The organism is Mycolicibacterium sp. MU0053, assembly GCF_963378095.1.
Taxonomy (GTDB): domain Bacteria; phylum Actinomycetota; class Actinomycetes; order Mycobacteriales; family Mycobacteriaceae; genus Mycobacterium; species Mycobacterium burgundiense.
On sequence record NZ_OY726397.1, the window covers coordinates 3,769,070 to 3,790,460 of the forward strand.

The window sequence follows — 21,391 nt, forward strand, 5'->3', positions numbered from 1 at the left end:
TCGCCGGCGTCGCGGTCGGCAGGCCGCCGTCACGGACGGACGACTTCCACCATTTCGAAGTCCGACTTGGCCGCTCCGCAGTCCGGGCAGCTCCAGTCCTCGGGGATGTCGTCCCACCGGGTGCCCGGGGCGATACCGTCGTCGGGCCAGCCTTTGGCCTCGTCGTATTCGAACCCGCACTGCACGCAGATGAACAGTTTGAAGGCCGCGCTGATGTCTGATTCGGCGGTCATATCCCTGCGCTCCGCACCGGTTCGAAGTCGACCTTCTCGCGCACGCCGCAGTCGGGGCAGGTCCAGTCGTCGGGCACCTGGTCCCAGCCGGTGCCGGGCGGAAACCCTTCCCTGGCAGCGCCTTTGGTCTCGTCATAGATGTAGTCACAGATCGGACAGCGGTAGCTGCTCACTGGCCCACCGCCGGGGCTCCGTAGCGCGCCAGCACCTTCTCGCGTACCCGCGGGGCGATGTTGACCTTGGTGATGTCGCCGTCGTAGTGCTCCAGCACCCGGTGGTCCATCATCCGGCGCCACAGCGGCGGGAAGTAGGTCAGGCCGATCAGCGACGCGTAGCCGCTGGGCAGGTTCGGCGCCTCGTCCATGCTGCGCAGTGTCTGATACCGACGGGTGGGGTTGGCGTGGTGGTCGCTGTGCCGCTGCAGGTGGTACAGGAACAGGTTGGTGACGATGTGGTCGGAATTCCAGCTGTGCGCCGGCGTGCACCGCTCGTAGCGTCCGCTGGCGGTCTTCTGCCGCATCAGTCCGTAGTGCTCCAGGTAGTTGACCGCTTCCAGCAGGCTGAATCCGAACACGGCGGAGATCAGCATGTACGGGACGAGCGCCACACCGAAGACCGCGATCAGCACACCCCAGAACAGCACCGAGAACGCCCACGCGTTGAGCACGTCGTTGGATGGATACGTTCTCGGATCCCACGGGCTGCGCCCGCTGCGCCGCAACCGCGCGGCCTCCAACTCCCAGGACGACTTCACCGCACCCCACACGCTGCGCGGCAGGAACTCCCAGAACGATTCGCCGAAGCGCCCGGACGCGGGGTCCTCGGGAGTCGCGACCCGGACGTGGTGGCCGCGGTTGTGCTCGATGTAGAAGTGGCCGTACCAGGTCTGCGCCAGGGTGATCTTGGATAGCCAGCGCTCCAATGGGGCCTTCTTGTGGCCCAATTCGTGCGCGGTGTTGATGCCGACCCCGCCGAGCACGCCGACCGACAACGCCAGGCCGATCTTGCCGACCCAGTTCAGTCCGCCGTCGAAGCCCAGCCAACTCAGGTCGGACGCGGTGAACAGGTAGGCGCCGACGATGACGCTGGCGTACTGGAACGGGATGTAGAGATAGGTGCAGTACCGGTAGTACTTGTCGTTCTCCAGGCGCTCCATCGCCTCATCGGGCGGGTTCTGGCCGTCCGGTCCGAAACGCAGATCCAGCAGCGGCAGCACGATGTACAGCAGGATCGGGCCGATCCAGAACGGGATCAACGCCGCCCCGTGCCAGCCGAGGGTGTTGAGCGCCCAGACCACCGGCAGCATCACGAACAGCGCGGTGGGCACGATCAATCCCATCAGCCACAGGTGCCGCTTTCGGTCCCGCCACCGCTCGCTGCTGGGCCCCGAGGGCTTTGATGCCTCCAGTGAAGTCACCGGTCTACCTCCAAGTGAGTGCGATCACGTCGATGACTTGACTATAGAACGCTATTTGTCGCTTGTCTAGACACAGGAGGCCGTTTTGTAAAGAGCTCGGGTCAGGGCTGGGTCAAGGCCTGTTGGCGCAGGCGCTCGCCCATCAGGGAGTGTTTGCGGCTGTAGAGGACGTAGATGACCACGCCGAGCGCCATCCAAATGAAGAACCTGATCCAGGTCAGCGCGGTCAGATTGAGCATCAGCCAACTGCACGCCAGGATCGAGGCCACCGGCAGCAGCGGCACCCACGGCACCCGGAAACCGCGCTTGATCTCCGGTCGCGTCCGCCGCAGTACGAGGATGCCCGCCGAGACCAGGATGAAGGCGAACAGCGTTCCGACGTTGACCATCTCCTCGAGCTTGTCGACCGGGAAGCACGAGGCGGCCACCGCGATCAAGATCGCCACCAGCACCGTGATCCGCACCGGGGTGCCCTGCGGGCTGGTCTTGGCCAACGACCGGGGCAGCAGGCCGTCGCGGGCCATCGCGAAGATCACCCGGGACTGCCCCAGCACCAGCACCATCACCACCGTCGTCAACCCGGCCAGCGCGCCGATCGAGATCACCTGCGCCGCCCAGTCGACACCGTTGGCGGAGAACGCGGTGGCCAGGTTCGCGGTCTTGCCGTCGGGTCCGGTCCTCAACTCGGTGTAGGACACCATCCCCGTCAGCACCACCGACACCGCGACATAGAGCACCGTCACGATCGCCAACGCCGCCAGGATGCCCTTGGCGACATCGCGCTGGGGATTGCGGGTCTCCTCGGCCGTGGTCGCGACGACGTCGAAGCCGATGAAGGCGAAGAACACGATCGACGCCCCGGCCAGCAGACCGTAAACGCCGTAGTGGCTGCCCTCGGCGCCGGTCAACAACGAGAACAGCGACTGGTCGAACCCGGTGCCGCCGGCGTCCTCGCCGGGCTCCGAGGGCGGGATGAACGGCGTGTAGTTGGCCGCCTTGATGAAGAAGGCGCCGACGATCACCACGAGCAGGACCACCGCGACCTTGATCGCGGTGATGATGGCGGAGAACTTGGCCGACAGCTTGGTTCCCATCGCCAACAGCACCGTCACGATGGCTACGATCAGCAGGGCTCCCCAATCCAGCCGCAGGGGGCCGACGTCGGCGATTCCCCCGCCGAAGCCGAACACCGTGCCGAGGTAGGACGACCACCCCTTGGCCACCACCGCTGCCCCGATCGAGAACTCCAGAATCAGGTCCCAGCCGATGATCCAGGCCATGAACTCACCGAAGGTCGCGTACGAGAACGTGTATGCGCTGCCGGCGACGGGCACCGTCGATGCGAACTCCGCATAGCACAGCGCGGCGAGGCCACACGTGAACGCGGCGATGAGGAACGACACCGAGATCGCCGGCCCGCTGATGTTGCCCGCGGTCGTGGCGGTCACGGTGAAAATGCCCGCACCGACCACCACCGACACCCCGAAGATCGTCAAATCCCACCAGGTCAAGTCCTTGCGCAACCGCGTGCCGGGCTCGTCGGTGTCGGCAATCGACTGTTCGACGGATTTGGTGCGCCATCTGGTGATCACAGTTTTGTCACCTTTCGATTTGACCGGGTTTCGGCAATCTACCCATTACCGTGGCCTTCGATGAGCAGGACAGTTAATCTCCCCCGCGATCACGCCGTGGTGATCGGCAGCAGTGTTGCCGGTCTGTGCGCAGCCAAACTGCTCTCGGACCATTTCGAGCGGATCACGCTGTACGAACGCGATCCGTTGCCCGACCGTCCGGTCAACCGCAGCGCCATCCCGCAGGGCGACCATGTGCACCTGCTGATGGCCCGGGGCGCCGAGGAACTCGAGAAGGTGTTTCCGGGCCTGCTGGCCGCGATGACCGCCGAGGGCGTGCCGGTGGTACACAACCAGCCGGAGTCCATCCACTTCACCGCCGGCGGGCACGTGCTCGGAACCGGACGAACGCTGGACTCCAACTTCACCGCCTACGTGCCGAGCCGCGCGCAACTCGAATTCCAGATCCGGGCGCGCGTCCGCGCCCTGCCCACGGTCGAGATCGTGCAGCGCGGGGTCACCGAGCCGGTCTTCGATGCCGCCGCGGGCCGGGTCACCGGCGTCGTGCTCGACGACGGCGAGGCGGTGGCCGCCGATCTGGTGGTGGACGCCTCCGGCCGCGGCAGCAGGCTGCCAACCTGGCTGCAGCAGTGGGGCTTTGGCAAGCCCCGCGAAGATTCGGTGAAGATCGGCGTGACCTATGCCTCGCAACGGGTCCGCATTCCGGTGGGTCTGATGGCCGAGAAGATGGTCCTGGTGAGTGCGCCGCATGACCGCCCGCTGGGCATGGGCATGCTGTTCCACGAGGACGGCATCTGGACGGTGACGGCGTTCGGGGTCGCCAAGGCCGAGCCGCCGCACGACTTCGCCGGCATCTGCGAACTGGCCGAAAAGGTCCTCCCACCGCACATCAGTGCCGCGCTGCGCGCCGGAGACCCGGTGGGGGACATTAACTTTCACCGCTACCCCACCAGCCGGTGGCGCCGCTACGACAAGATGGACCGGTTACCGGGCGGCATCTTCCCGTTCGGCGACGCCGTGGCGAGCCTGAATCCGACGTTCGGCCAAGGCGTCACGATGACGGCCCTGCAGGCCGCGAACCTGCGCGAGGCGTTGGCCCACGACAGTCACGACTTCATCACCCGACTCAATCGGCGCACCGCGCGGACGACGCTGCCGGTGTGGCTGATGAATGCCGTCGCCGACATCGAGGCCCACGGGGCACAGGGCCCGCGGCCGAAGTGGTACGGACCGATGTTCGCGCTGTTCGATCAGTTCCTCGGCGCCGCCGAGACCGATCCCGTGCTCGCCGAATGGTTCTTGCGCCGGACCAGCCTGCTCGACAGCGTGTGGATGACTCCCCCGCCCCGAATCATCGGACGTGCGGTGCGCACCAACATGCGTCAGTGGATGGCCGACAAAAGTCGGCGCCGCACCGCCATCGACGAGCGGGCCGTCGCGCGCTCCTGAGCTGGACCTCGAGTCCCGCCCTAGATTCCCACGGTCGCCCGGAACAGGGTGGCCCGTTGATCGGCGATCAGCCGGATCGGCCCGTCGTCGGCCGCGACCCAGGCCGCGCCGCCGCGTTCGAGGTGCACCTCGCCGGCCTTGCCCAGCACCGTCACCGCGCCGTCGGCGCACACCAGGATCTGCGGCCCGTCATGGCGGCACGGGGCGTCGACCGCGTGGCCGAGATCGTCGCCGTCGAGGTGCAGTACCGACACCGCGAATTCGGCGGCGGGGGTGAGGTAGCAGCGTTCGAACCCGTCCTGCTGCACCGCCGGGTGCAGGTCCTGCTCGGTGGCGGGAGTGAAATCGAGCACCCGCAGCAGTTCGGGCACATCGACGTGTTTGGGGGTCAGTCCGCCGCGAAGCACGTTGTCCGAGTTGGCCATCACCTCAACCCCGACGCCGTGCAGATAGGTATGCAGGTTGCCGCCCGGCAGATAGATCGCCTCGCCGGGTTCGAGGTGGACCCGATTGAGCAGCAGGGCCGCCAGCACTCCGGCATCGCCCGGATAGCGCTCCCCGAGTTCCAGCACCGTCCTGGCCACGGCGACGAATTCGGTGGCATCGGACCGCACATACTCGATGGCCCCCTCGAGCACCGCAGGCACCAGCACGTCCAGGTCGGGCTGCGGCAGCGTGATCCAGGTGGTGAACAGCGCGCGTAAGCCGTCGGCGTCGGATTGGTCCGACAACAGGTTCACGTAGTGATCGAGTTCGGAGACCGCGAAGGCGCGTAACAATTTCACCGTCTGCGCCGCGGGCCGGAACCCGGCCAGCGCCTCGAACGGCTGCAGCGCCACCAGGATCTCCGGTTTGTGGCTGCGATCGCGGTAGTTGCGCTCCGGCGAGTTCAGCGGCACGCCCATCCGGTCCTCGCGGGCGTAGCCCTCCACGGCCTGCTCGGCACTCGGATGCGCCTGCAGCGACAGCGGTTCGTCGGCCGCCAGGATCTTGACCAGAAACGGCAACGCATCGCCGAATCGGGCCCGCACCGCGGCGCCGAGTTGGCCCTCCGGGTCGGACTTCACCAGATCCAGCAGCGTGCGCTCCCCCTCGGGCGTGCGCACCCACGCCGGATCCGCGGGATGCGCACCGAGCCACAACTCCGCCTCGGGATGCGCGGCCGGCACCGCCCGGCCGGTGAAGTCCGCAATTGCGGTCCTCGAACCCCAGGCGTACGTCCGTATCGCCCCGCGCAGTAGCTCCACTACCTGATCCCCTGTGTCATGCCCGACCCCACACCGTCAGCCCCGAACCAGTCGCAGGTACGCCGCGGCCATTCCGAGCCGAACAGCGAGCGTAGCCAATTGCTGTTCGGGGCGGCCCACTGCCACCGTGGCCGGCGTCCCCTCGGCGTCCGGAACGTCCTGGATACCGACCATGTCGACGTCCGGAAAACCGCTGAGTCGCGCGGCCAGCGCGGGCCGCTCGGCGGTCAGCGTCAGCGCCAGCACCCGCAACTGCGCCGGTGCCGGCCCGTCGATCTGCTCGTCGTGGAACAGCGCGTCGACTCCCGGGGTCGCCACGGCCGGCGCGGCCAGCGCGGCCAGGGCATCGGCCAGACCCGCCGCGGCGATCGGGTGCCCCGCAACCCGCAGGAACAGCGCCGCGCCGTAGCGGGCCAGCGCCAGGGTCGCCGCACCGTCGCCGACCAGCGCCACATCGCGCCCGGCGATGCGGTCGGCCAGCGATTTGGCGGCGTTGGTGAATACCTCGCGCGCCGCGCTGTTGTGCAGCGCCTCGGCATCGAGTTCGTCCGCGAGCGCATCCAGGTCCGTGGAGACCGTGGCGTCGACCGCCTGCACGACCGCCAGGCCCGCGGCCAGATAACGGCAGAAGGAGAATTCGTCGGACACCCACAGCCGTGGGGGCAACGCCGCCGACTGTCCGGCCGCGGCCTCGCGCAGCGGCCCTTCGACCGGGGCGACCACCACCAGCCGGCTACCGCGGCGGATCGCCATCGCCGCCGCGCCCACCAGCGTCGGGTCGGCCGGGTCGTCGCCGGCGACCACCACCAGATCGAGCGGCCCGATCCAGGGCGGCGCCTCGGCGGCCAGCACGATCGGTTCGACGGCCGCACTGCTGAGGGTGGCCGCCAGGACCGCGCCCGCCGACTCGGCCGAGCCGCGCCCGGCGACCCAGACCACCGACCGCGGCCGCTGATCGGTCCGGATCGAATCGAGCGCGCCCTCGGCGACCGCCGCCGCGGTCGCGCGCACCTGTGCCCCCGCCAGCGAGGCCGCGCGCAGCAGCCCGTCGCGGTCGGCGGCGATCAGGCCCTGCGTGTCGTCGAGGTCGACGACGGCGCGCACTGCGTTCACGGCACCGCCTGCGGGCCGGTGAGCGCGGCCGCGGCCACCAACTCGATCTGCGCTTCGACCTGCCCGACGATGTCACCCACCTCGGCGGGTGTACGGGCCTCGACGTTGAGCCGCAGCAGCGGTTCGGTGTTGGAGGAGCGCAGGTTGAACCACGCATCGTCGCCGAGATCGACCGTGACACCGTCGAGGTGGTCCAGCGAATGCACCCGGTTGCCGAACCACCGCAGGACCGCTTCGACCACTGCGGGTGCGTCGGCGACGGTGTAGTTGAGCTCACCGGAGGCCGCGTAGCGCTCGTAGTCGGCGGTCAGCTCCGAGAGCGGACGATCCGAACGGCCCAGCGCGGCAAGTACGTACAGCGCCGCGAGCATGCCGGAGTCGGCGCCCCAGAAGTCCCGGAAGTAGTAGTGGGCGGAGTGCTCGCCGCCGAAGATCGCCCCGGTCTCGGCCATCAGGCCCTTGATGTAGGAGTGCCCGACCCGAGAACGCACCGGTGTGCCGCCCCGCTCGATGATCAGCTCGGTCACCGCGCGCGAGGTGATCAGGTTGTGGATCACCGTGGCGCCGATCTCGCGGGACAGCTCGAGCCCGGCCACCATCGCGGTGACGGCCGACGGCGAAACCGGCAGGCCGCGCTCGTCGACCACGAAGCACCGGTCGGCATCACCGTCGAACGCCAGCCCGATGTCGGCGCCGCTGGACACCACGAACTGCTGCAGGTCCACCAGGTTCGCCGGGTCCAGCGGATTGGCCTCATGGTTGGGAAAGGTGCCGTCGAGTTCGAAATACAGCGGCAGCACCTGCAACGCCTCGATCGGGCCGAGCACCGCCGGGGCGGTGTGGCCGGCCATCCCGTTTCCCGCGTCGACGGCCACCTTCAGCGGCCGCAGCCCCGTGATGTCCACCAGCGACCGCAGGAAATCGCCATAGTCGGCGAGCACGTCGCGATCGGTGACGGTGCCGGCCGGGCCGTCATAGTGCGGTACGCCGTTGATGACGTCGTCGCGGATCTGGACCAAGCCGCTGTCCTGCCCCACGGGTTTGGCACCGGCCCGGCACAGCTTGATCCCGTTGTAGGCCGCCGGATTGTGGCTCGCAGTGAACATCGCGCCCGGGCAGTCCAGCAGTCCGGCGGCGAAATAGAGCTGATCGGTGGAGGCCAGCCCGATCCGCACCACGTCGAGGCCCTGAGCGGTGACGCCGTCGGCGAAGGCCGCCGCCAACTCCGGCGAGCTGGCGCGCATGTCATAGCCGATGGCCACCGTCGAACTCGTGTCCCGCACCAGCCGGGCGAACGCCGCACCGACCGCGGTGACGAAGGCGGCGTCGATCTCCTCGCCCACCAGGCCTCGCACGTCGTAAGCCTTGATCACGCGGTGCACCGCAGCGGCGGCGAACCCGGGGGAACGCGACATGCTCAAGACTCCTGACAGCACAAACTCCGGTGCATCGAACGGGCTAAAACGTCCCCGTCAGCCTAGCGGTTACCGCTGCGCGGCAGGCTCAGTCGCTGGGGTCGGGCAGCACCCGCAGATGGCCGCGCCGGCGGCCGACCCCGGTGGGGCGGTGCGCGGGCGGAGCCAGCACCGCGCCGGTGTGCGCGGCACCCTGATGTGGCGCGGGCTCGGAGAATCCGTGTACCGGAGCCGGTGCGGCGGCCTGTTGTCCCTCACGCACCGCATCGGCCAACGCCACCAGGTCGTCGTCGTCGGTGTGGGTGGGCAGCGGACCGGCATGGCGCACCAGTTCCCAGCCGCGCGGCGCGGTGATCCGGCCGGCGTGGGTGACGCAGAGATCCCAGGAGTGCGGTTCGGCCACGGTGGCCAACGGGCCCACGACGGCGGTCGAATCCGAATAAACGAACGTCAACGTCGCCACCGCGTAATGGGGGCACCCGGGCCTGCAGCAGCGACGGGGAACATTCACTCCGTGAGGCTATCGTGCGCCAACGATTCGGCAAGGCGGGACACGCGCACACCCCGCCGCGGTGTACGAACCGTTATCTTGCGGTTTTTCCCGCCGGATACGATCGGCGCGTGGCTGATTCCCGCAGTTTCCGTCCCGGTCCGGCCCGTCGGGCCCGGCGGCGGGCGACGCGGCACGGCCGAGAAGTGCGCGGGCCGCTGCTGCCGCCGACCGTTCCCGGGTGGCGCAGCCGCGCCGAACGGTTCGACATGGCGGTCCTCGAGGCCTACGAACCGATCGAACGCCGGTGGCACGATCGGCTGACCGGGCTGGACATCGCGGTCGACGAGATTCCGCGAATCTCGCCGCGCGATCCGGACAACGTGCAGTTCCCGCCGGAGGTCATCGCGGACGGTCCGATTGCGTTGGCCCGGCTGATCCCTGCCGGGGTGGATGTCCGGGGCAACTCGACGCGCGCGCGAATGGTCTTGTTTCGCAAGCCGATCGAGCGCCGCGCCAAGGACTCCCTGGACCTGGGTGATCTGTTGCACGACATTCTGGTGGCGCAGGTGGCCACGTTCTTGGGCGTGGAGCCGACGGTGATCGACCCGTCCATCGACGACGAGTGACCGGCGACCGTATTTGCTAGATGATGCCGCGCTTCAGCCGGCGCCGCTCCCGCTCGGAGAGCCCGCCCCAGATGCCGAAGCGCTCATCGTTGGCCAGCGCGTACTCCAGGCACCGGTCCCGCACCTCGCAACCCAGGCAGATGCGCTTGGCCTCACGCGTGGAACCGCCCTTTTCGGGGAAAAAGGCTTCCGGGTCGGTTTGCGCGCACAGCGCATTCTCTTGCCAGTCCTCGTCTTCGGTTGCCGGCGCGGGTGCGAAATTGTCCGGCACCACACTCAAATGCGAACGCCCCGCCACTGCCCCCGTTGCCGAGTCCATATTGGTGTGCGGTGCACTGCCAATCGAGCCGAAATATTGCTCAAACGACATGTTCCGCCTCCTCACCTTGGTTTCGTCAATTCTTGAATGTCGCCCACTATTTGTTCTGTGGTCATCCCAATTCGAACATATGATCGAATCTCGGTCTGCGACACCGGAACCGGCCGGCCAACCGGGAAATGACACTGATGTGATTAGACACGGGTTAGCTGCTGGGGTCAAGCGCAACGGCCGAAATTCATACCACCAATCGTCGAAATTGCGGCGCGTCGTTCCATTGGCGTGTCGTGTGAGTAATCGCACTGAGATTTCTGCGTGTCGATCCCGGCACTACCAGTTGACCGGCGCGGCAGGCCAACGCCTAGTCTCGATCGGTGTGAAGGTCACCGTACTGGTTGGTGGAGTGGGCGGCGCCCGCTTCCTGTTGGGCGTGCAGCAGTTGTTGGGGCTGGGACAGTTTGCGGGCGCCCAGCCTACCGACTCCGGCGACCACGAGTTGACCGCCGTCGTCAACGTCGGCGACGACGCGTGGATGCACGGCGTGCGGATCTGCCCCGATCTGGACACCTGCATGTACACCCTTGGTGGCGGGATCGACCCGGACCGCGGCTGGGGCCACCGCGGCGAAACCTGGAACGCCAAGGACGAGTTGGCGCGCTACGGCGTCCAGCCCGATTGGTTCGGCCTCGGCGACCGCGACCTGGCGACCCACCTGGTGCGCAGCCAGATGCTGCGGGCCGGCTACCCGCTGTCCCAGGTGACCGAGGCGCTGTGCAAACGCTGGGCGCCCGGGGCCAGGCTACTGCCGGCCTCCGACGACCGCAGCGAAACCCACGTCGTCATCACCGAACCCGGCACCGACGAGCGCAAGGCCATCCACTTCCAGGAATGGTGGGTGCGCTACCGCGCGAAGGTGCCGACCCACAGTTTCGCCTTCGTCGGAGCGGAGAAGGCCACCGCGACCGCGGGTGTCGCCGAGGCCATCGCCGGGGCCGACATCGTCTTCCTGGCCCCGTCCAACCCCGTGGTGAGCATCGGCGCGATCCTGGCGATCCCCGGCATCCGGGGTGCACTGCGCTCGACGCCGGCACCGGTGGTGGGCTACTCCCCGATCATCGGCGGGCGCCCGTTGCGCGGCATGGCCGACGAATGCCTGTCGGTGGTGGGGGTCGAATCCACCTCGCAGGCCGTGGGCCGCCACTACGGCGCCCGGTCCGCGACCGGCATCCTCGACGGCTGGCTCGTGCATCAGGGCGACCAGGCCGAGATCGACGGCGTCGCGGTGCGATCGGTCCCGCTGTTGATGACCGACCCCACGGCCACCGCGCAGATGGTGCGCGCGGGCCTGGAGTTGGTCGGCGTGGCCGCGCCGTGAGTTCAACCCCCGAACACGGCGCCGCATCCACCGTCGAGATCCTGCCCGTCGCCGGCCTGCCCGACTTCCGCCCCGGCGACGATCTGGTGGCGGCCATAGCCGCGGCCGCCCCGTGGCTGCGCGACGACGACATCGTGGTGGTCACCAGCAAGGTGGTGTCGAAGGTGGAGGGCCGCGTGGTCCCCGCCCCGACCGATCCCGAGGAGCGTGATGCGCTGCGTCGCAAACTCATCGACGACGAGGCGGTGCGGGTGCTGGCGCGCAAGGGTCGCACCCTGATCACCGAGAACAGCTACGGCCTGGTGCAGGCCGCCGCGGGCGTGGACGGCTCGAACATCGGCAGCGACGAATTGGCGCTGCTGCCCACCGACCCCGACGCGAGTGCGGCCGGGCTGCGCGCCGGGCTGCGGGAGCGGCTCGGGGTGTCGGTGGCGATCGTCATCACCGACACCATGGGACGCGCCTGGCGCAACGGCCAGACCGACGTCGCAATCGGGGCGGCCGGCGTGCCGGTGCTCTACGGGTACGCGGGCGCGGCCGACACCCACGGCAACGAATTGCTGGTCACCGAGGTGGCCGTGGCCGACGAATTGGCCGCCGCCGCCGATCTGGTCAAGGGCAAGCTGACCGGGATACCGATCGCTGTGGTGCGCGGGCTGCGGTTGCCCGACGACGGCTCGACCGGTAAGGCCCTGATCCGCGGCGGCGAGGAGGACCTGTTCTGGCTGGGCACCGCCGAGTCCATCGAGCTGGGCCGCCGGCAGGCCCAGCTGCTGCGTCGCTCGGTGCGCCGCTTCTCCCCCGATCCGGTCGACCCGGCCGTCATCGAGGCCGCGGTGGCCGAGGCGTTGACCGCACCGGCGCCGCACCACACCCGGCCGGTGCGTTTCGTGTGGGTGCGCGACACCGCGCGGCGCACCGCGCTGCTGGACCGGATGAAGGACCAGTGGCGCGCCGACCTGAGCGCCGACGGCAAGTCCGCCGGGGCCGTCGAGCGTCGGGTGGCGCGCGGCCAGATCCTCTACGACGCCCCGGAAGTGCTCATTCCGTTCCTGGTCCCCGAAGGCGCCCACAGCTATCCGGATGCCGCGCGGGCCGCCGCGGAGCACACCATGTTCACTGTCGCGGTCGGTGCCGCGGTGCAGGCGCTGCTGGTCGCGCTGGCGGTCCGCGGCGTGGGCAGCTGCTGGATCGGGTCGACGATCTTCGCCGCCGATCTGGTGCGCGCCGAACTCGACCTGCCCGCGGACTGGGAACCGTTGGGCGCCATCGCCGTCGGGCATCATCCCGACGGTCCGCCGGACCCGCGCGACCCGGTCGAGGCCGACGGGCTGCTGGTGCTGCGATGACGCTGCGCGACTCGGTGATCACCGTGCTGAGCGACTGGGCCGCACCCGATCCCGAACAGGATGCGTTACGGCAGGCCGTCCTGGCGTTCACGCTGGCCCGCGAGGACGCCTGCCAACGGGCCTGCGTGCCGGGCCACATCACGGCCTCGGTCGCCGTGCTCGACCAAACCGGGACCCAGGTGCTGCTGACCCTGCATCCGCGCATCGGCCGCTGGCTGCAACTCGGCGGCCACTGTGAGGACCACGACCCCGACATCGTCGCCGCGGCGCTGCGGGAAGGCACCGAGGAGTCCGGCATCGCCGGGCTGGACATCGACCCGAATCTCACGGCCATCCATGTGCACCCGGTGACCTGCTCGTTGGGGGTACCCACCCGGCACCTCGATCTGCAGTTCGTCGCCCGTGCACCGGCCGGCGCCGAGATCGCGGTCAGCACTGAATCCCTGGATCTGCGTTGGTGGCCCACCGATGCGCTACCAGCCGATGCCGATCACGCCCTGGCGTATCTGGTGGCCCGCGCGAGTTCCTGACGCACACCCATGGCGAGCGGCTACCGTGGTACGCAAACTCGGTCTGTGGCGTACCAGGATGAGCGCTCGCCCGCACGTCAGGCAGCGGCGGCCAACTGCGCACCGATCCGGCGCACCATCGACGCCTGCCGGCTGCGCACATCGTCGGCGACGAGGTGCAACACCCGCCAGCCCAGCTCCTGCAACGCGGCGCGCTTCTGCCGGTCTCGGCGCAGGTGCTCGGTCGAGCTGTGCCAGTCGAACCCGTCGTACTCGACCGCGAATCTGTGTTCCGGCCAGGCGAAGTCGAGCCGCCAGCGGCGTCCGTCGCGGTCGATGACCTCGTATTGCAGCACCGGCTCCGGCAATCCGCCGTCGACCATGACCAGCCGTGCTTCACTCTCCATCGGCGACTCGGACTCGGCGCGCGTCAGCGGGATCAGATCGCGAACCAGGACGATTCCGCGCCGTCCCGCCTGAGCTACCGCGGCCTCGGTGAGGTCGCTGCGATCACACGTCCGGCTGCGCAGCGCCGCATCCAAGGTCGCCAGCGCCCTGGGCCGGTCCAGCGTTCTCGCCACCTCGACCGCGGTCCAGCCCGGCCGCGTGACGGGCCGCCCGGCCCAGATGGTCAGCGGCGCACCCGCGCGGCGGTGCACCACGAGACCGGCAGCGCTGCGCAGTCGATGACCGAGCGGATTCAGGACGTGCAGGGCGGTCACGTCCTCGGTGTCGAACCCGAACGCCGCCGCCGCTGTCGACAGACACGCCACCACCGGCTCGCCGCACCGAATATCCAGCCCCCGCAACAGGGTCCGCCGGTCGGGTGCACCCAGGCTGTAGACGCCCGGCCAGATCTTGACCAGCGCCGCGTCGCGCAGTTGACGTTGCACGGTGCGACGGCTGAGGTGTTCGAGTAGCTGCGCCGAGGTCGCGACGCGTCCTTGCGCGAGGAACAGGCGGCGGAGTTCAGGTGGCACCCGGACAGCGTGTGCGGCCGCCTGACTGGGGCGCTATTCACCGCTGCCCATCCCTGTGCATAACCGGCCAGCGGCCATCCTTGTACGCAAAATGCGCGCGGAACGTACGACGGTGAGCGCTCGCCGGGGGTGATGTGTACAACGCTGAGCGCTCGCGGCAATCACACGTCGCTGGAGTACCGAATCCCGCAGTCCGGCAGTTCGACTCCCGGCCACACCCGCGCGCCGCGGAGCAACTCGCAGCGCGCCCCGATGTTCGCACCGTCGCCGATGACGCCGTCGCGGATCAGCGCCCGCGGCCCGATCCGCGCGCCGAACCCGATGATCGAGCGCTCGATCACCGAACCGGCATCAACCCGCGCACCGTCGAAGATCACCGCGCCGTCGAGGCGCGCGCCGGGTCCGATGACCGCACCGCGGCCGACCACCGTGCCACCGATGAGCACCGCGCCCGGGGCCACCGAAGCGCCGTCGTGCACCAGGCTTTCGCCGCGCTGACCCGGCAATGCCGGTGACGGGGCGATGCCGCGCACCAGATCCGAGGAGCCCCGCACGAAGTCCTCGGGCGTGCCCATGTCGCGCCAGTAGGTGGCATCGACGTAGCCGTACAGCTTCACGCCCTCCGACAGCAGCACCGGGAACACCTCGCGTTCCACCGACACCGCCCGCCCGCGCGGGATGCGGTCGATGATCTCGCGGTCGAACACATAACAGCCGGCGTTGATCTGATCGGTCGGCGGATCCTGGGTTTTCTCCAGAAACGCTGTGACGCGGCCGTTCTCGTCGGTGGGGACCGAACCGAACGCGCGCGGGTCCGCGACCCGGACCAGGTGCAGCGTCAGCCCGCCGTCGTGGCCGTGATGAAACTCCAGCATGGAACCCAGGTCCCCGCCGGACAGAACGTCGCCGTTGAACACCACCGCGGTGTCGTGCCGCAGTTTGTCGGCGACGTTGGCGATGCCGCCGCCGGTGCCCAGCGGGTCGGACTCGAAGACGTACTCGAGTTCCAGGCCCAGCTTGGAGCCGTCGCCGAACTCCTCGGCGAACACGTCGGCCTTGTACGAGGTGCCCAGCACCGCGCGCTCGATGCCGGCCGCGGCGATCCGGGACAGCAGGTGCGTCAGGAACGGCAACCCCGCCGTCGGCAGCATCGGCTTGGGCATCGACAGCGTCAACGGCCGCAACCGGGTGCCCTTGCCCCCGACCAGCACGACGGCATCGACCTTCTTCGGATCGAATCCGCTCATCCGCCCAGCCTCCTCATCTCGCGCCGGGACCGGCGGACGACCAGTGTTGAACGCACCGCCAGCGCACCCCGCATCGCCCACCGCAGCGGACTGCGCCGCCACCCGGAATGGCGATCCGACAGGTAGGTCCACGTGCTCTGGTGGTGTACGGCCAGATTACGGGCCGGATCGCGGCCGGTGGCGTGACCCTTGTCGTGCAGGATCTCCGCCGAGGGTGCGTAGACGTTCTGCCAACCCGCGCGGGCCAACCGGTCCCCGAGGTCGACGTCCTCCATGTACATGAAGTAGCGCTCGTCGAAGCCGCCGACCTGGTCGAACGCCTCGCGCCGCACCAGCAGGCAGGAGCCGGACAACCAGCCCACCACGCGCTCGGTGGGCGTCTCGCGGTCCTGGCGGTAGGCCGCCGTCCACGGATTCCTCTTCCAGAACGGGCCCACCACCGCGTGCATGCCGCCGCGGATGACACTGGGCAGGTGCCGCGCCGACGGGTACACCGCACCGTCGGGATCGCGGATCAAGGGGCCGACGGCGCCGGCCTTGGGCCAGCGCTGCGCGACCTCGAGCAGCGCGTCGATGCTGCCGGGTGACCACACCACATCGGGGTTGGCGATGACCACGAACTCGCCGCAGCCGGACTCGAACTGCGCGACGCCGCGGTTGACGGCGCGTCCGTAGCCCAGGTTCGCGCCGGTGTGCAGCACCCGGGCGTTCGGATAGCGTTCGACGGCCTCTTCCGGGGCGCCGTCCTCGGAGCCGTTGTCGGCGATGACGACGCTGGTCGGACGGTCGGTGGCGACCGTCAACGACGACAGGAACCGCTCGAGGTGCGGGCCCGGTGAGTACGTCACCGTCACCACAGGCAGTTCGTCAGTCACGGCGTAGAGGGTATCCGCACCAGGATCAGACCGCGGCCAGTGCCCGAGCCACCGCATCCGCCCAGGACGGCAACGGCCGCAGCCCGGCCCGCTCGGACTGACCGGCGCCCAACGCCGAGTACGACGGGCGCGCGGCCGGCCGCGGGTGGGCGTCGGTGCCGACGGGCCGGACCAACTCGGCGTCGGCGCCCACGGCCGCGTACACCGCGCGGGCCTGCTCGTAGCGGCTGCCCGCGCCGCCATTGGCCGCGTGCAGCAGCGGCGCCTGCACGTCGTCGTCGATGATCTGCAACAGCGCGGCCACCAGGTCACCGGTGTAGGTCGGCGAGCCGACCTGATCCGACACCACGTCCACGGCCTGACCTTCGCGCGCCTTGCGGGCCATCACGGCCGCGAAGTCGCTGCCCGCGGCGGCCCCGGTGTAGACCCAGGAGGTGCGGACCACGGTCGCGGTGGGCAGCGCCGCGGCCACCGCGTGCTCGCCGGCGAGCTTGCTGCGGCCGTAGACGTTGAGCGGGTCGGTGGTGTCGTCGAGTTCGTACGGCCGCGCCGACCCGCCGCCGAAATCGCCGCTGAACACATAGTCGGTGGAGATGTGCAGCAGTCGGGCGCCGGCGGCGGCACAGGCCCGCGCCACGTGTCCCGCGCCCGTCGCGTTGACCGCGTGGGCCGTCTCGGGATCCTGTTCGGCGCCGTCGACATTGGTGTAGGCCGCGCAGTTCACGACGACGTCGGCACTGGTGAGCGCCGGTGCTGCGGCCGGATCGGCGATGTTCCACTGCGCGGAATCCAGCGCCAGCACCGGCCGGCCGGCCGCCCTCGCCTGCGCGGCCAGAAACCGGCCGACCTGACCCCCTGCACCCGTGATGACGATTCGCTGCGACACACTCAGAGTCTGGCACGCCGAGTCGGGCTAACCGGATACCGGCGCTGTCGCAAGTAGCCTTGCCTGGTGCCGGTCCGGGTCTTACGCGTGATGTCCAGTGTGATTGCCGTAGCGATCGTGCTGGGTACCGGCGTGGCCTGGGCCAAGATCCGCTCGTTCGAGGGCGGCATCCACCACATCAGTACCGCGGCCCTCGGCGGCGACGGGGACGACGGCGCCATCGACATCCTGCTGGTGGGCTCCGACAGTCGCACCGACGCCCACGGCAACCCGCTGACCCCGGAGGAACTGGCGGTCCTGCACGCCGGCAACGACGTGGCCACCAACACCGACACCATCATCCTGGTGCGCATCCCCAACAACGGGCGCTCCGCCACCGCCATCTCGATTCCGCGCGACACCTATGTGGAACTGCCCGACGACGAGGGCAAGATGAAGATCAACGGCGTCTACGGGGACGCCAAGCTCGCGGTGATGAAGGACCTCATCGAGGTCCAGAAGATGGATCCGCTCGAGGGCGAGAAGCGCGGCATCGAGGCCGGCCGTGAGGCCCTGATCAGGACCGTGGCCAAGTTGACCGGCGTCACCGTCGACCACTACGCCGAGATCGGCCTGCTCGGCTTCTCGTTGATCACCGATGCGCTCGGCGGCGTCGACGTGTGCCTCAAAGATGCGGTCTACGAACCGCTTTCCGGCGCGGATTTCCCGGCCGGCTGGCAGAAGCTGTCCGGCCCGCAGGCCCTGAGCTTCGTGCGGCAGCGCCACGATCTGCCCCGCGGCGACCTCGACCGGGTGGTGCGCCAGCAGGTCGTGATGGCTTCCCTTGCCCACCAGGTGATCTCGGGCAAGACGCTGTCCAGCCCGGCCACCCTCAACCGGCTCCAGGACGCCGTGCAGCGCTCGGTGGTGCTCTCCGAGGGGTGGGACATCATGAGTTTCGTCGACCAGCTGCAGAAGCTGGCCGCGGGCAATGTGGTGTTCGCCACCATCCCGGTGCTCGATGAGGCCGGCTGGAGCGACGACGGCATGCAGAGCGTGGTGCGGGTGGATTCGACCGCGGTCAAGGACTGGGTCGACAGCCTGCTGCACAACCAGGACGAGGGCAAGACCGAGGAGATCTCCTACTCGCCGGACAAGACCACCGTCGATGTCATCAACGACTCCGATGTGGGCGGGCTGGCCGCGGCGGTGTCGACGATCCTGAACGGCAAGGGCTTCACGCCCGGCCACGTGGGCAACAACGACCGCGCACCGGTCGACCACAGCCAGATCCAGGCCGCCAAGTCCGACGACCTCGGCGCGCAGGCGATCGCCGAGGAACTCGGCCTGCCGGTCGTGGCCGACGAGGCGGTGCCCGAGGGCACCGTGCGGGTGGTGCTGTCCTACGACTACACCGGCCCCGGTTCCGGCCTCGACGGCTACGCCCCCGAGCTGTCGAGTTCGACCGAGGCCAGCACCCTGCAGGTGAACTCGGCGCCGGCGCCCTCGCCGATCATCACCGCCGGATCCGACGACCCCAAGTGCGTCAATTAGCCTGAGCGACATGCTCAACTTGGCCTCGGCGGTGCTGGATCCGCTGCTGCGTGATAATCCCGCCGCCCCGCGCATCACCTACTACGACGACGCCACCGGCGAACGCATCGAACTGTCAACCGCGACGTTGGCCAACTGGGCGGCCAAGACCGGCAACCTGCTGCGCGACGAACTCGGCGCGCAGCCCGGCAGCAAGGTCGCGGTGCTGCTGCCCGCGCACTGGCAGACCGCGGCCGTGGTGTTCGGCGTGTGGTGGATCGGCGCCGAGGTGACGCTGGCGGGGCCGGCCGACGTCGCGCTGTGCACGCTCGATCGGCTCGACGAGGCCGACGAGGCGGTCGGCATGGGCGAGATCGCGGTGCTGTCGCTGGATCCGTTCGGCAAGTCGGTGCCGGATCTGCCGGTCGGGATCACCGACTACGCGACGGCGGTACGCGTCCAGGGCGATCAGCTCATCCCCGAGCCACAACCCGGCCCGGCGCTGACCGGACGCTCACCCGAAGAGGTGTACACCGAGGCCCGAAACGCCGCGGCGGCAATGGGATTGCAGGCCACCGACCGGGTGGCGGCGGCCCTGGGTTGGTCGACACCGGACGAGCTGCTGCGAAACCTGGTCGGGGTGTTCGCGGTGGGCGCCTCGCTGGTGCAGGTCGTCAACCCCAGTTCCGACGCCGACGTCACCGAGCGCCGGAACCGGACCGAAAAGGTGACCCGGCGCCTCGATCAACCCGCCGGTTAGGCTGGCTGCCATGGCAACCGAGGCGCTGCGGCCCGAGCTCGACCGGCACGTCCTGCGCGAGCGCGTGCTCGGCGCCGACTCCCCCTGGCGAAGCCTCGACGTCGTGGCCGAAACCGGTTCCACCAACGCCGACCTGTTGGCCCGGGCCGCGGCCGGTGCGGACATCACCGGGGACGTGCTGCTGGCCGAGTATCAGGCGGCCGGTCGCGGCCGGCACGGCCGGACCTGGTCCGCGCCGCCCCGCTCCCAGCTTTCGGTGTCGGTCGGGGTGTCCGCGGCAAACGTGCCCACCGACGCCTGGGGGTGGCTGCCGCTGTTGACGGGGGTGGCCGTGGTCGACGCCGTGCGCGAGATCTGCGGTCTGCAGGTCGGCCTGAAATGGCCCAACGATGTGCTGGCCCCCAACGGCAAGCTGGCCGGGATCCTGGCGGAGGTCGCCAGCCCCGCCCCCGCGATCGTCGTCGGACTGGGTCTCAACGTCACGCTGAGCGCCGACGAGGCACCGGACGCGGGCGCGACGTCGCTGCTGCTGCTCGGCCACGGCGAGGTCGACCGGACCGCGCTCGCCGCGACGCTGCTGCACCACCTCGGTGCCCGCATCGCCGCCTGGCAGCGGTCGGCCGGCCCCGATGCCGCGCTGCTCGACGACTATGTCCGGCACAGCCTCACGCTGGGCACACCGGTGCGCGCGCAGCTGCCGGGCGGAAACGAGATCACCGGCACCGCAACGCATGTCGACCGACTCGGCCGCCTCGGCATCGACGATGGCGCCGGCGGCGTGACGGTGTCAGCCGGCGATATCACGCACCTGCGGCCGATTCAGCGCAGTAGCGCGCGGGACATCACGACGCGCTGAATCTGGTTGGTGCCCTCGTAGATCTGGGTGATCTTGGCGTCGCGCATCATGCGTTCCACGGGGAAGTCGGTGGTGTAGCCGGCCCCGCCGAACAACTGCACGGCGTCGGTGGTGACCTCCATGGCCACATCGGAGGCCAGGCACTTGCTGGCCGCGGAAATGAATCCCAGGTGCCCCTCGCCGCGTTCGGCGCGGGCGGCGGCGGTGTAGACCAGCAGGCGCGCGGCCTCGACCTTCATCGCCATGTCGGCGATCATGAACTGCACGGCCTGGAAGTCGCTGACGGATTTCCCGAATTGCTTGCGGTCCTTGGTGTATTCGATCGCCGCATCGAGTGCGCCCTGGGCGATGCCGACGGCCTGGGCGCCGATGGTCGGGCGGGTGTGGTCCAGGGTCGCCAACGCCGTCTTGAAGCCGGTGCCGGGCTCGCCGATGATCCGATCGCCCGGGATCCGGCAGTTCTCGAAGTACAACTCGGTGGTGGGCGAGCCCTTGATGCCCAGTTTGCGTTCCTTGGGTCCGACGGTGAAGCCCTCGTCCTCGGCGTGCACCATGAACGCCGAGATCCCGTTGGACCCCTTGTCGGGATCGGTCACCGCCATCACGGTGTACCAGGTGGACTTGCCGCCGTTGGTGATCCAACACTTGGCGCCGTTGAGGATCCAGTCGTCGCCGTCGGCCTTGGCGCGGGTGCGCATCGCGGCCGCGTCCGAACCGGCCTCGCGCTCCGAGAGCGCGTAGGAGGCCATCGCCGAACCGTCGGCGATCGCGGGCAGCACCTGCGCCTTGAGCTCATCGGAGCCGCGCAGGATCAACCCCATGGTGCCCAGCTTGTTCACCGCCGGAATCAACGACGCCGAAGCGTCGACACGGGCGACCTCCTCGATGACGATGCAGGCCGCCACCGAATCCGCCCCCTGACCGCCGTACTCCTCGGGCACATGCACCGCACTGAACCCCGAGGCGTTCAGCGCCGCCAGCGCCTCCTCCGGGAAGCGCGCGTTCTCGTCGACGTCGGCGGCGTACGGCGCGATCTCCTTCTCGGACAACGCCCGAATCGCCGCGCGCAACTCCTGATGCTCCTCGGGCAACTGGAACAGATCGAAAGACGGATTCCCGCTCCACACAGCCATCACGG

At 69.3% G+C, this 21,391-nt stretch carries 22 protein-coding genes; 8 read left to right on the forward strand and 14 right to left on the reverse strand.

Annotated elements, in window-relative coordinates; translation table 11 throughout:
- Positions 1-29: 29 nt before the first annotated feature.
- The 4 genes from RCP80_RS17810 to RCP80_RS17825 all read right to left on the reverse strand — a co-directional run bounded on the left by RCP80_RS17810 (position 30) and on the right by RCP80_RS17825 (position 3,242).
- Complete coding sequence (locus tag RCP80_RS17810; RefSeq protein WP_308478937.1) at positions 30-233, reverse strand: rubredoxin; 204 nt, start codon at positions 231-233, stop codon at positions 30-32.
- Positions 230-406 carry a rubredoxin gene (locus RCP80_RS17815; protein WP_308478939.1) on the reverse strand — a complete coding sequence of 59 codons (177 nt, stop codon included), beginning with the start codon at positions 404-406 and terminating at the stop codon, positions 230-232. The genes RCP80_RS17810 and RCP80_RS17815 overlap by 4 nt, the downstream gene beginning before the upstream one ends.
- On the reverse strand, positions 403-1,641 hold the full coding sequence (locus RCP80_RS17820; RefSeq protein ID WP_308482907.1) for an alkane 1-monooxygenase: 1,239 nt from the start codon (positions 1,639-1,641) through the stop codon (positions 403-405). Before RCP80_RS17820 ends, RCP80_RS17815 begins: the two co-directional genes overlap by 4 nt.
- A gap of 110 nt (positions 1,642-1,751) precedes the next feature.
- The gene (locus RCP80_RS17825; protein ID WP_308478940.1) at positions 1,752-3,242 is read right to left on the reverse strand and encodes an amino acid permease; all 1,491 of its coding nucleotides are present in this window, start codon (positions 3,240-3,242) and stop codon (positions 1,752-1,754) included.
- A 60-nt stretch (positions 3,243-3,302) separates the two neighbouring features.
- On the opposite strand from RCP80_RS17825, the gene RCP80_RS17830 reads away from it, so the two are divergent.
- Complete coding sequence (locus RCP80_RS17830; RefSeq protein WP_308478941.1) at positions 3,303-4,691, forward strand: FAD-dependent oxidoreductase; 1,389 nt, start codon at positions 3,303-3,305, stop codon at positions 4,689-4,691.
- 20 nt (positions 4,692-4,711) lie between these two features.
- On the opposite strand, the gene manA is transcribed toward RCP80_RS17830, so the two are convergent.
- The 4 genes from manA to RCP80_RS17850 all read right to left on the reverse strand — a co-directional run bounded on the left by manA (position 4,712) and on the right by RCP80_RS17850 (position 8,977).
- Positions 4,712-5,938 carry a mannose-6-phosphate isomerase, class I gene (gene manA, locus RCP80_RS17835; RefSeq protein ID WP_308478942.1) on the reverse strand — a complete coding sequence of 409 codons (1,227 nt, stop codon included), beginning with the start codon at positions 5,936-5,938 and terminating at the stop codon, positions 4,712-4,714.
- A gap of 36 nt (positions 5,939-5,974) precedes the next feature.
- Positions 5,975-7,051 (reverse strand): TobH protein, encoded by a 1,077-nt coding sequence (locus tag RCP80_RS17840; protein WP_308478943.1) that lies wholly within the window; start codon positions 7,049-7,051, stop codon positions 5,975-5,977.
- On the reverse strand, positions 7,048-8,466 hold the full coding sequence (locus RCP80_RS17845; protein WP_308478944.1) for a phosphomannomutase/phosphoglucomutase: 1,419 nt from the start codon (positions 8,464-8,466) through the stop codon (positions 7,048-7,050). Before RCP80_RS17845 ends, RCP80_RS17840 begins: the two co-directional genes overlap by 4 nt.
- Positions 8,467-8,554: 88 nt before the next feature.
- Complete coding sequence (locus RCP80_RS17850) at positions 8,555-8,977, reverse strand: DUF3499 domain-containing protein (protein WP_308478945.1); 423 nt, start codon at positions 8,975-8,977, stop codon at positions 8,555-8,557.
- 185 nt (positions 8,978-9,162) lie between these two features.
- Between RCP80_RS17850 and RCP80_RS17855 the strand changes: the two genes are divergently transcribed.
- Positions 9,163-9,585, forward strand: a complete 423-nt coding sequence (locus RCP80_RS17855; protein WP_308482908.1) for a metallopeptidase family protein — start codon at positions 9,163-9,165, stop codon at positions 9,583-9,585.
- Positions 9,586-9,601: 16 nt separating this feature from the next.
- Here the strand turns inward: RCP80_RS17855 and RCP80_RS17860 are convergent, their stop codons facing one another.
- Positions 9,602-9,865: a WhiB family transcriptional regulator gene (locus RCP80_RS17860; protein ID WP_308482909.1), complete on the reverse strand. Its 264-nt coding sequence runs from the start codon at positions 9,863-9,865 to the stop codon at positions 9,602-9,604.
- Between the two features lie 415 nt (positions 9,866-10,280).
- Here RCP80_RS17860 and cofD point away from each other — a divergent pair, with 415 nt between their 5' ends.
- Genes cofD through RCP80_RS17875 form a run of 3 tightly spaced genes read left to right on the forward strand, consistent with a single transcriptional unit; the run spans position 10,281 to position 13,158 of the window.
- Complete coding sequence (gene cofD, locus RCP80_RS17865) at positions 10,281-11,279, forward strand: 2-phospho-L-lactate transferase (RefSeq protein WP_308478946.1); 999 nt, start codon at positions 10,281-10,283, stop codon at positions 11,277-11,279.
- Positions 11,276-12,628: a coenzyme F420-0:L-glutamate ligase gene (locus RCP80_RS17870; RefSeq protein ID WP_308478947.1), complete on the forward strand. Its 1,353-nt coding sequence runs from the start codon at positions 11,276-11,278 to the stop codon at positions 12,626-12,628. Before cofD ends, RCP80_RS17870 begins: the two co-directional genes overlap by 4 nt.
- Entirely contained in the window at positions 12,625-13,158 is a 534-nt protein-coding gene (locus RCP80_RS17875) for an NUDIX hydrolase (protein WP_308478948.1), read from the forward strand. Before RCP80_RS17870 ends, RCP80_RS17875 begins: the two co-directional genes overlap by 4 nt.
- 77 nt (positions 13,159-13,235) lie before the next feature.
- Here the strand turns inward: RCP80_RS17875 and RCP80_RS17880 are convergent, their stop codons facing one another.
- The 4 genes from RCP80_RS17880 to rfbD all read right to left on the reverse strand — a co-directional run bounded on the left by RCP80_RS17880 (position 13,236) and on the right by rfbD (position 17,125).
- A complete protein-coding gene (locus RCP80_RS17880) occupies positions 13,236-14,117 on the reverse strand; it encodes an endonuclease domain-containing protein (protein ID WP_308478949.1) in 882 nt (293 codons plus the stop codon).
- A gap of 161 nt (positions 14,118-14,278) precedes the next feature.
- Positions 14,279-15,364: a mannose-1-phosphate guanylyltransferase ManB gene (gene manB / locus RCP80_RS17885; protein WP_308478950.1), complete on the reverse strand. Its 1,086-nt coding sequence runs from the start codon at positions 15,362-15,364 to the stop codon at positions 14,279-14,281.
- Positions 15,361-16,239, reverse strand: a complete 879-nt coding sequence (locus RCP80_RS17890; RefSeq protein WP_308478951.1) for a glycosyltransferase family 2 protein — start codon at positions 16,237-16,239, stop codon at positions 15,361-15,363. The genes manB and RCP80_RS17890 overlap by 4 nt, the downstream gene beginning before the upstream one ends.
- 25 nt (positions 16,240-16,264) lie before the next feature.
- Complete coding sequence (rfbD, locus tag RCP80_RS17895; RefSeq protein ID WP_308478952.1) at positions 16,265-17,125, reverse strand: dTDP-4-dehydrorhamnose reductase; 861 nt, start codon at positions 17,123-17,125, stop codon at positions 16,265-16,267.
- A 66-nt stretch (positions 17,126-17,191) separates the two neighbouring features.
- On the opposite strand from rfbD, the gene RCP80_RS17900 reads away from it, so the two are divergent.
- The 3 genes from RCP80_RS17900 to RCP80_RS17910 are packed head-to-tail and all read left to right on the forward strand — an operon-like array spanning position 17,192 to position 20,253.
- On the forward strand, positions 17,192-18,658 hold the full coding sequence (locus RCP80_RS17900) for an LCP family protein (RefSeq protein WP_308478953.1): 1,467 nt from the start codon (positions 17,192-17,194) through the stop codon (positions 18,656-18,658).
- A gap of 10 nt (positions 18,659-18,668) precedes the next feature.
- Positions 18,669-19,397 carry a TIGR03089 family protein gene (locus RCP80_RS17905; protein WP_308478954.1) on the forward strand — a complete coding sequence of 243 codons (729 nt, stop codon included), beginning with the start codon at positions 18,669-18,671 and terminating at the stop codon, positions 19,395-19,397.
- A gap of 10 nt (positions 19,398-19,407) precedes the next feature.
- Positions 19,408-20,253, forward strand: coding sequence for a biotin--[acetyl-CoA-carboxylase] ligase (locus RCP80_RS17910; protein ID WP_308478955.1), 846 nt, complete (start codon positions 19,408-19,410; stop codon positions 20,251-20,253).
- Here the strand turns inward: RCP80_RS17910 and RCP80_RS17915 are convergent.
- Complete coding sequence (locus RCP80_RS17915) at positions 20,217-21,386, reverse strand: acyl-CoA dehydrogenase (protein ID WP_308478956.1); 1,170 nt, start codon at positions 21,384-21,386, stop codon at positions 20,217-20,219. The genes RCP80_RS17910 and RCP80_RS17915 overlap by 37 nt on opposite strands.
- Positions 21,387-21,391: the final 5 nt, after the last annotated feature.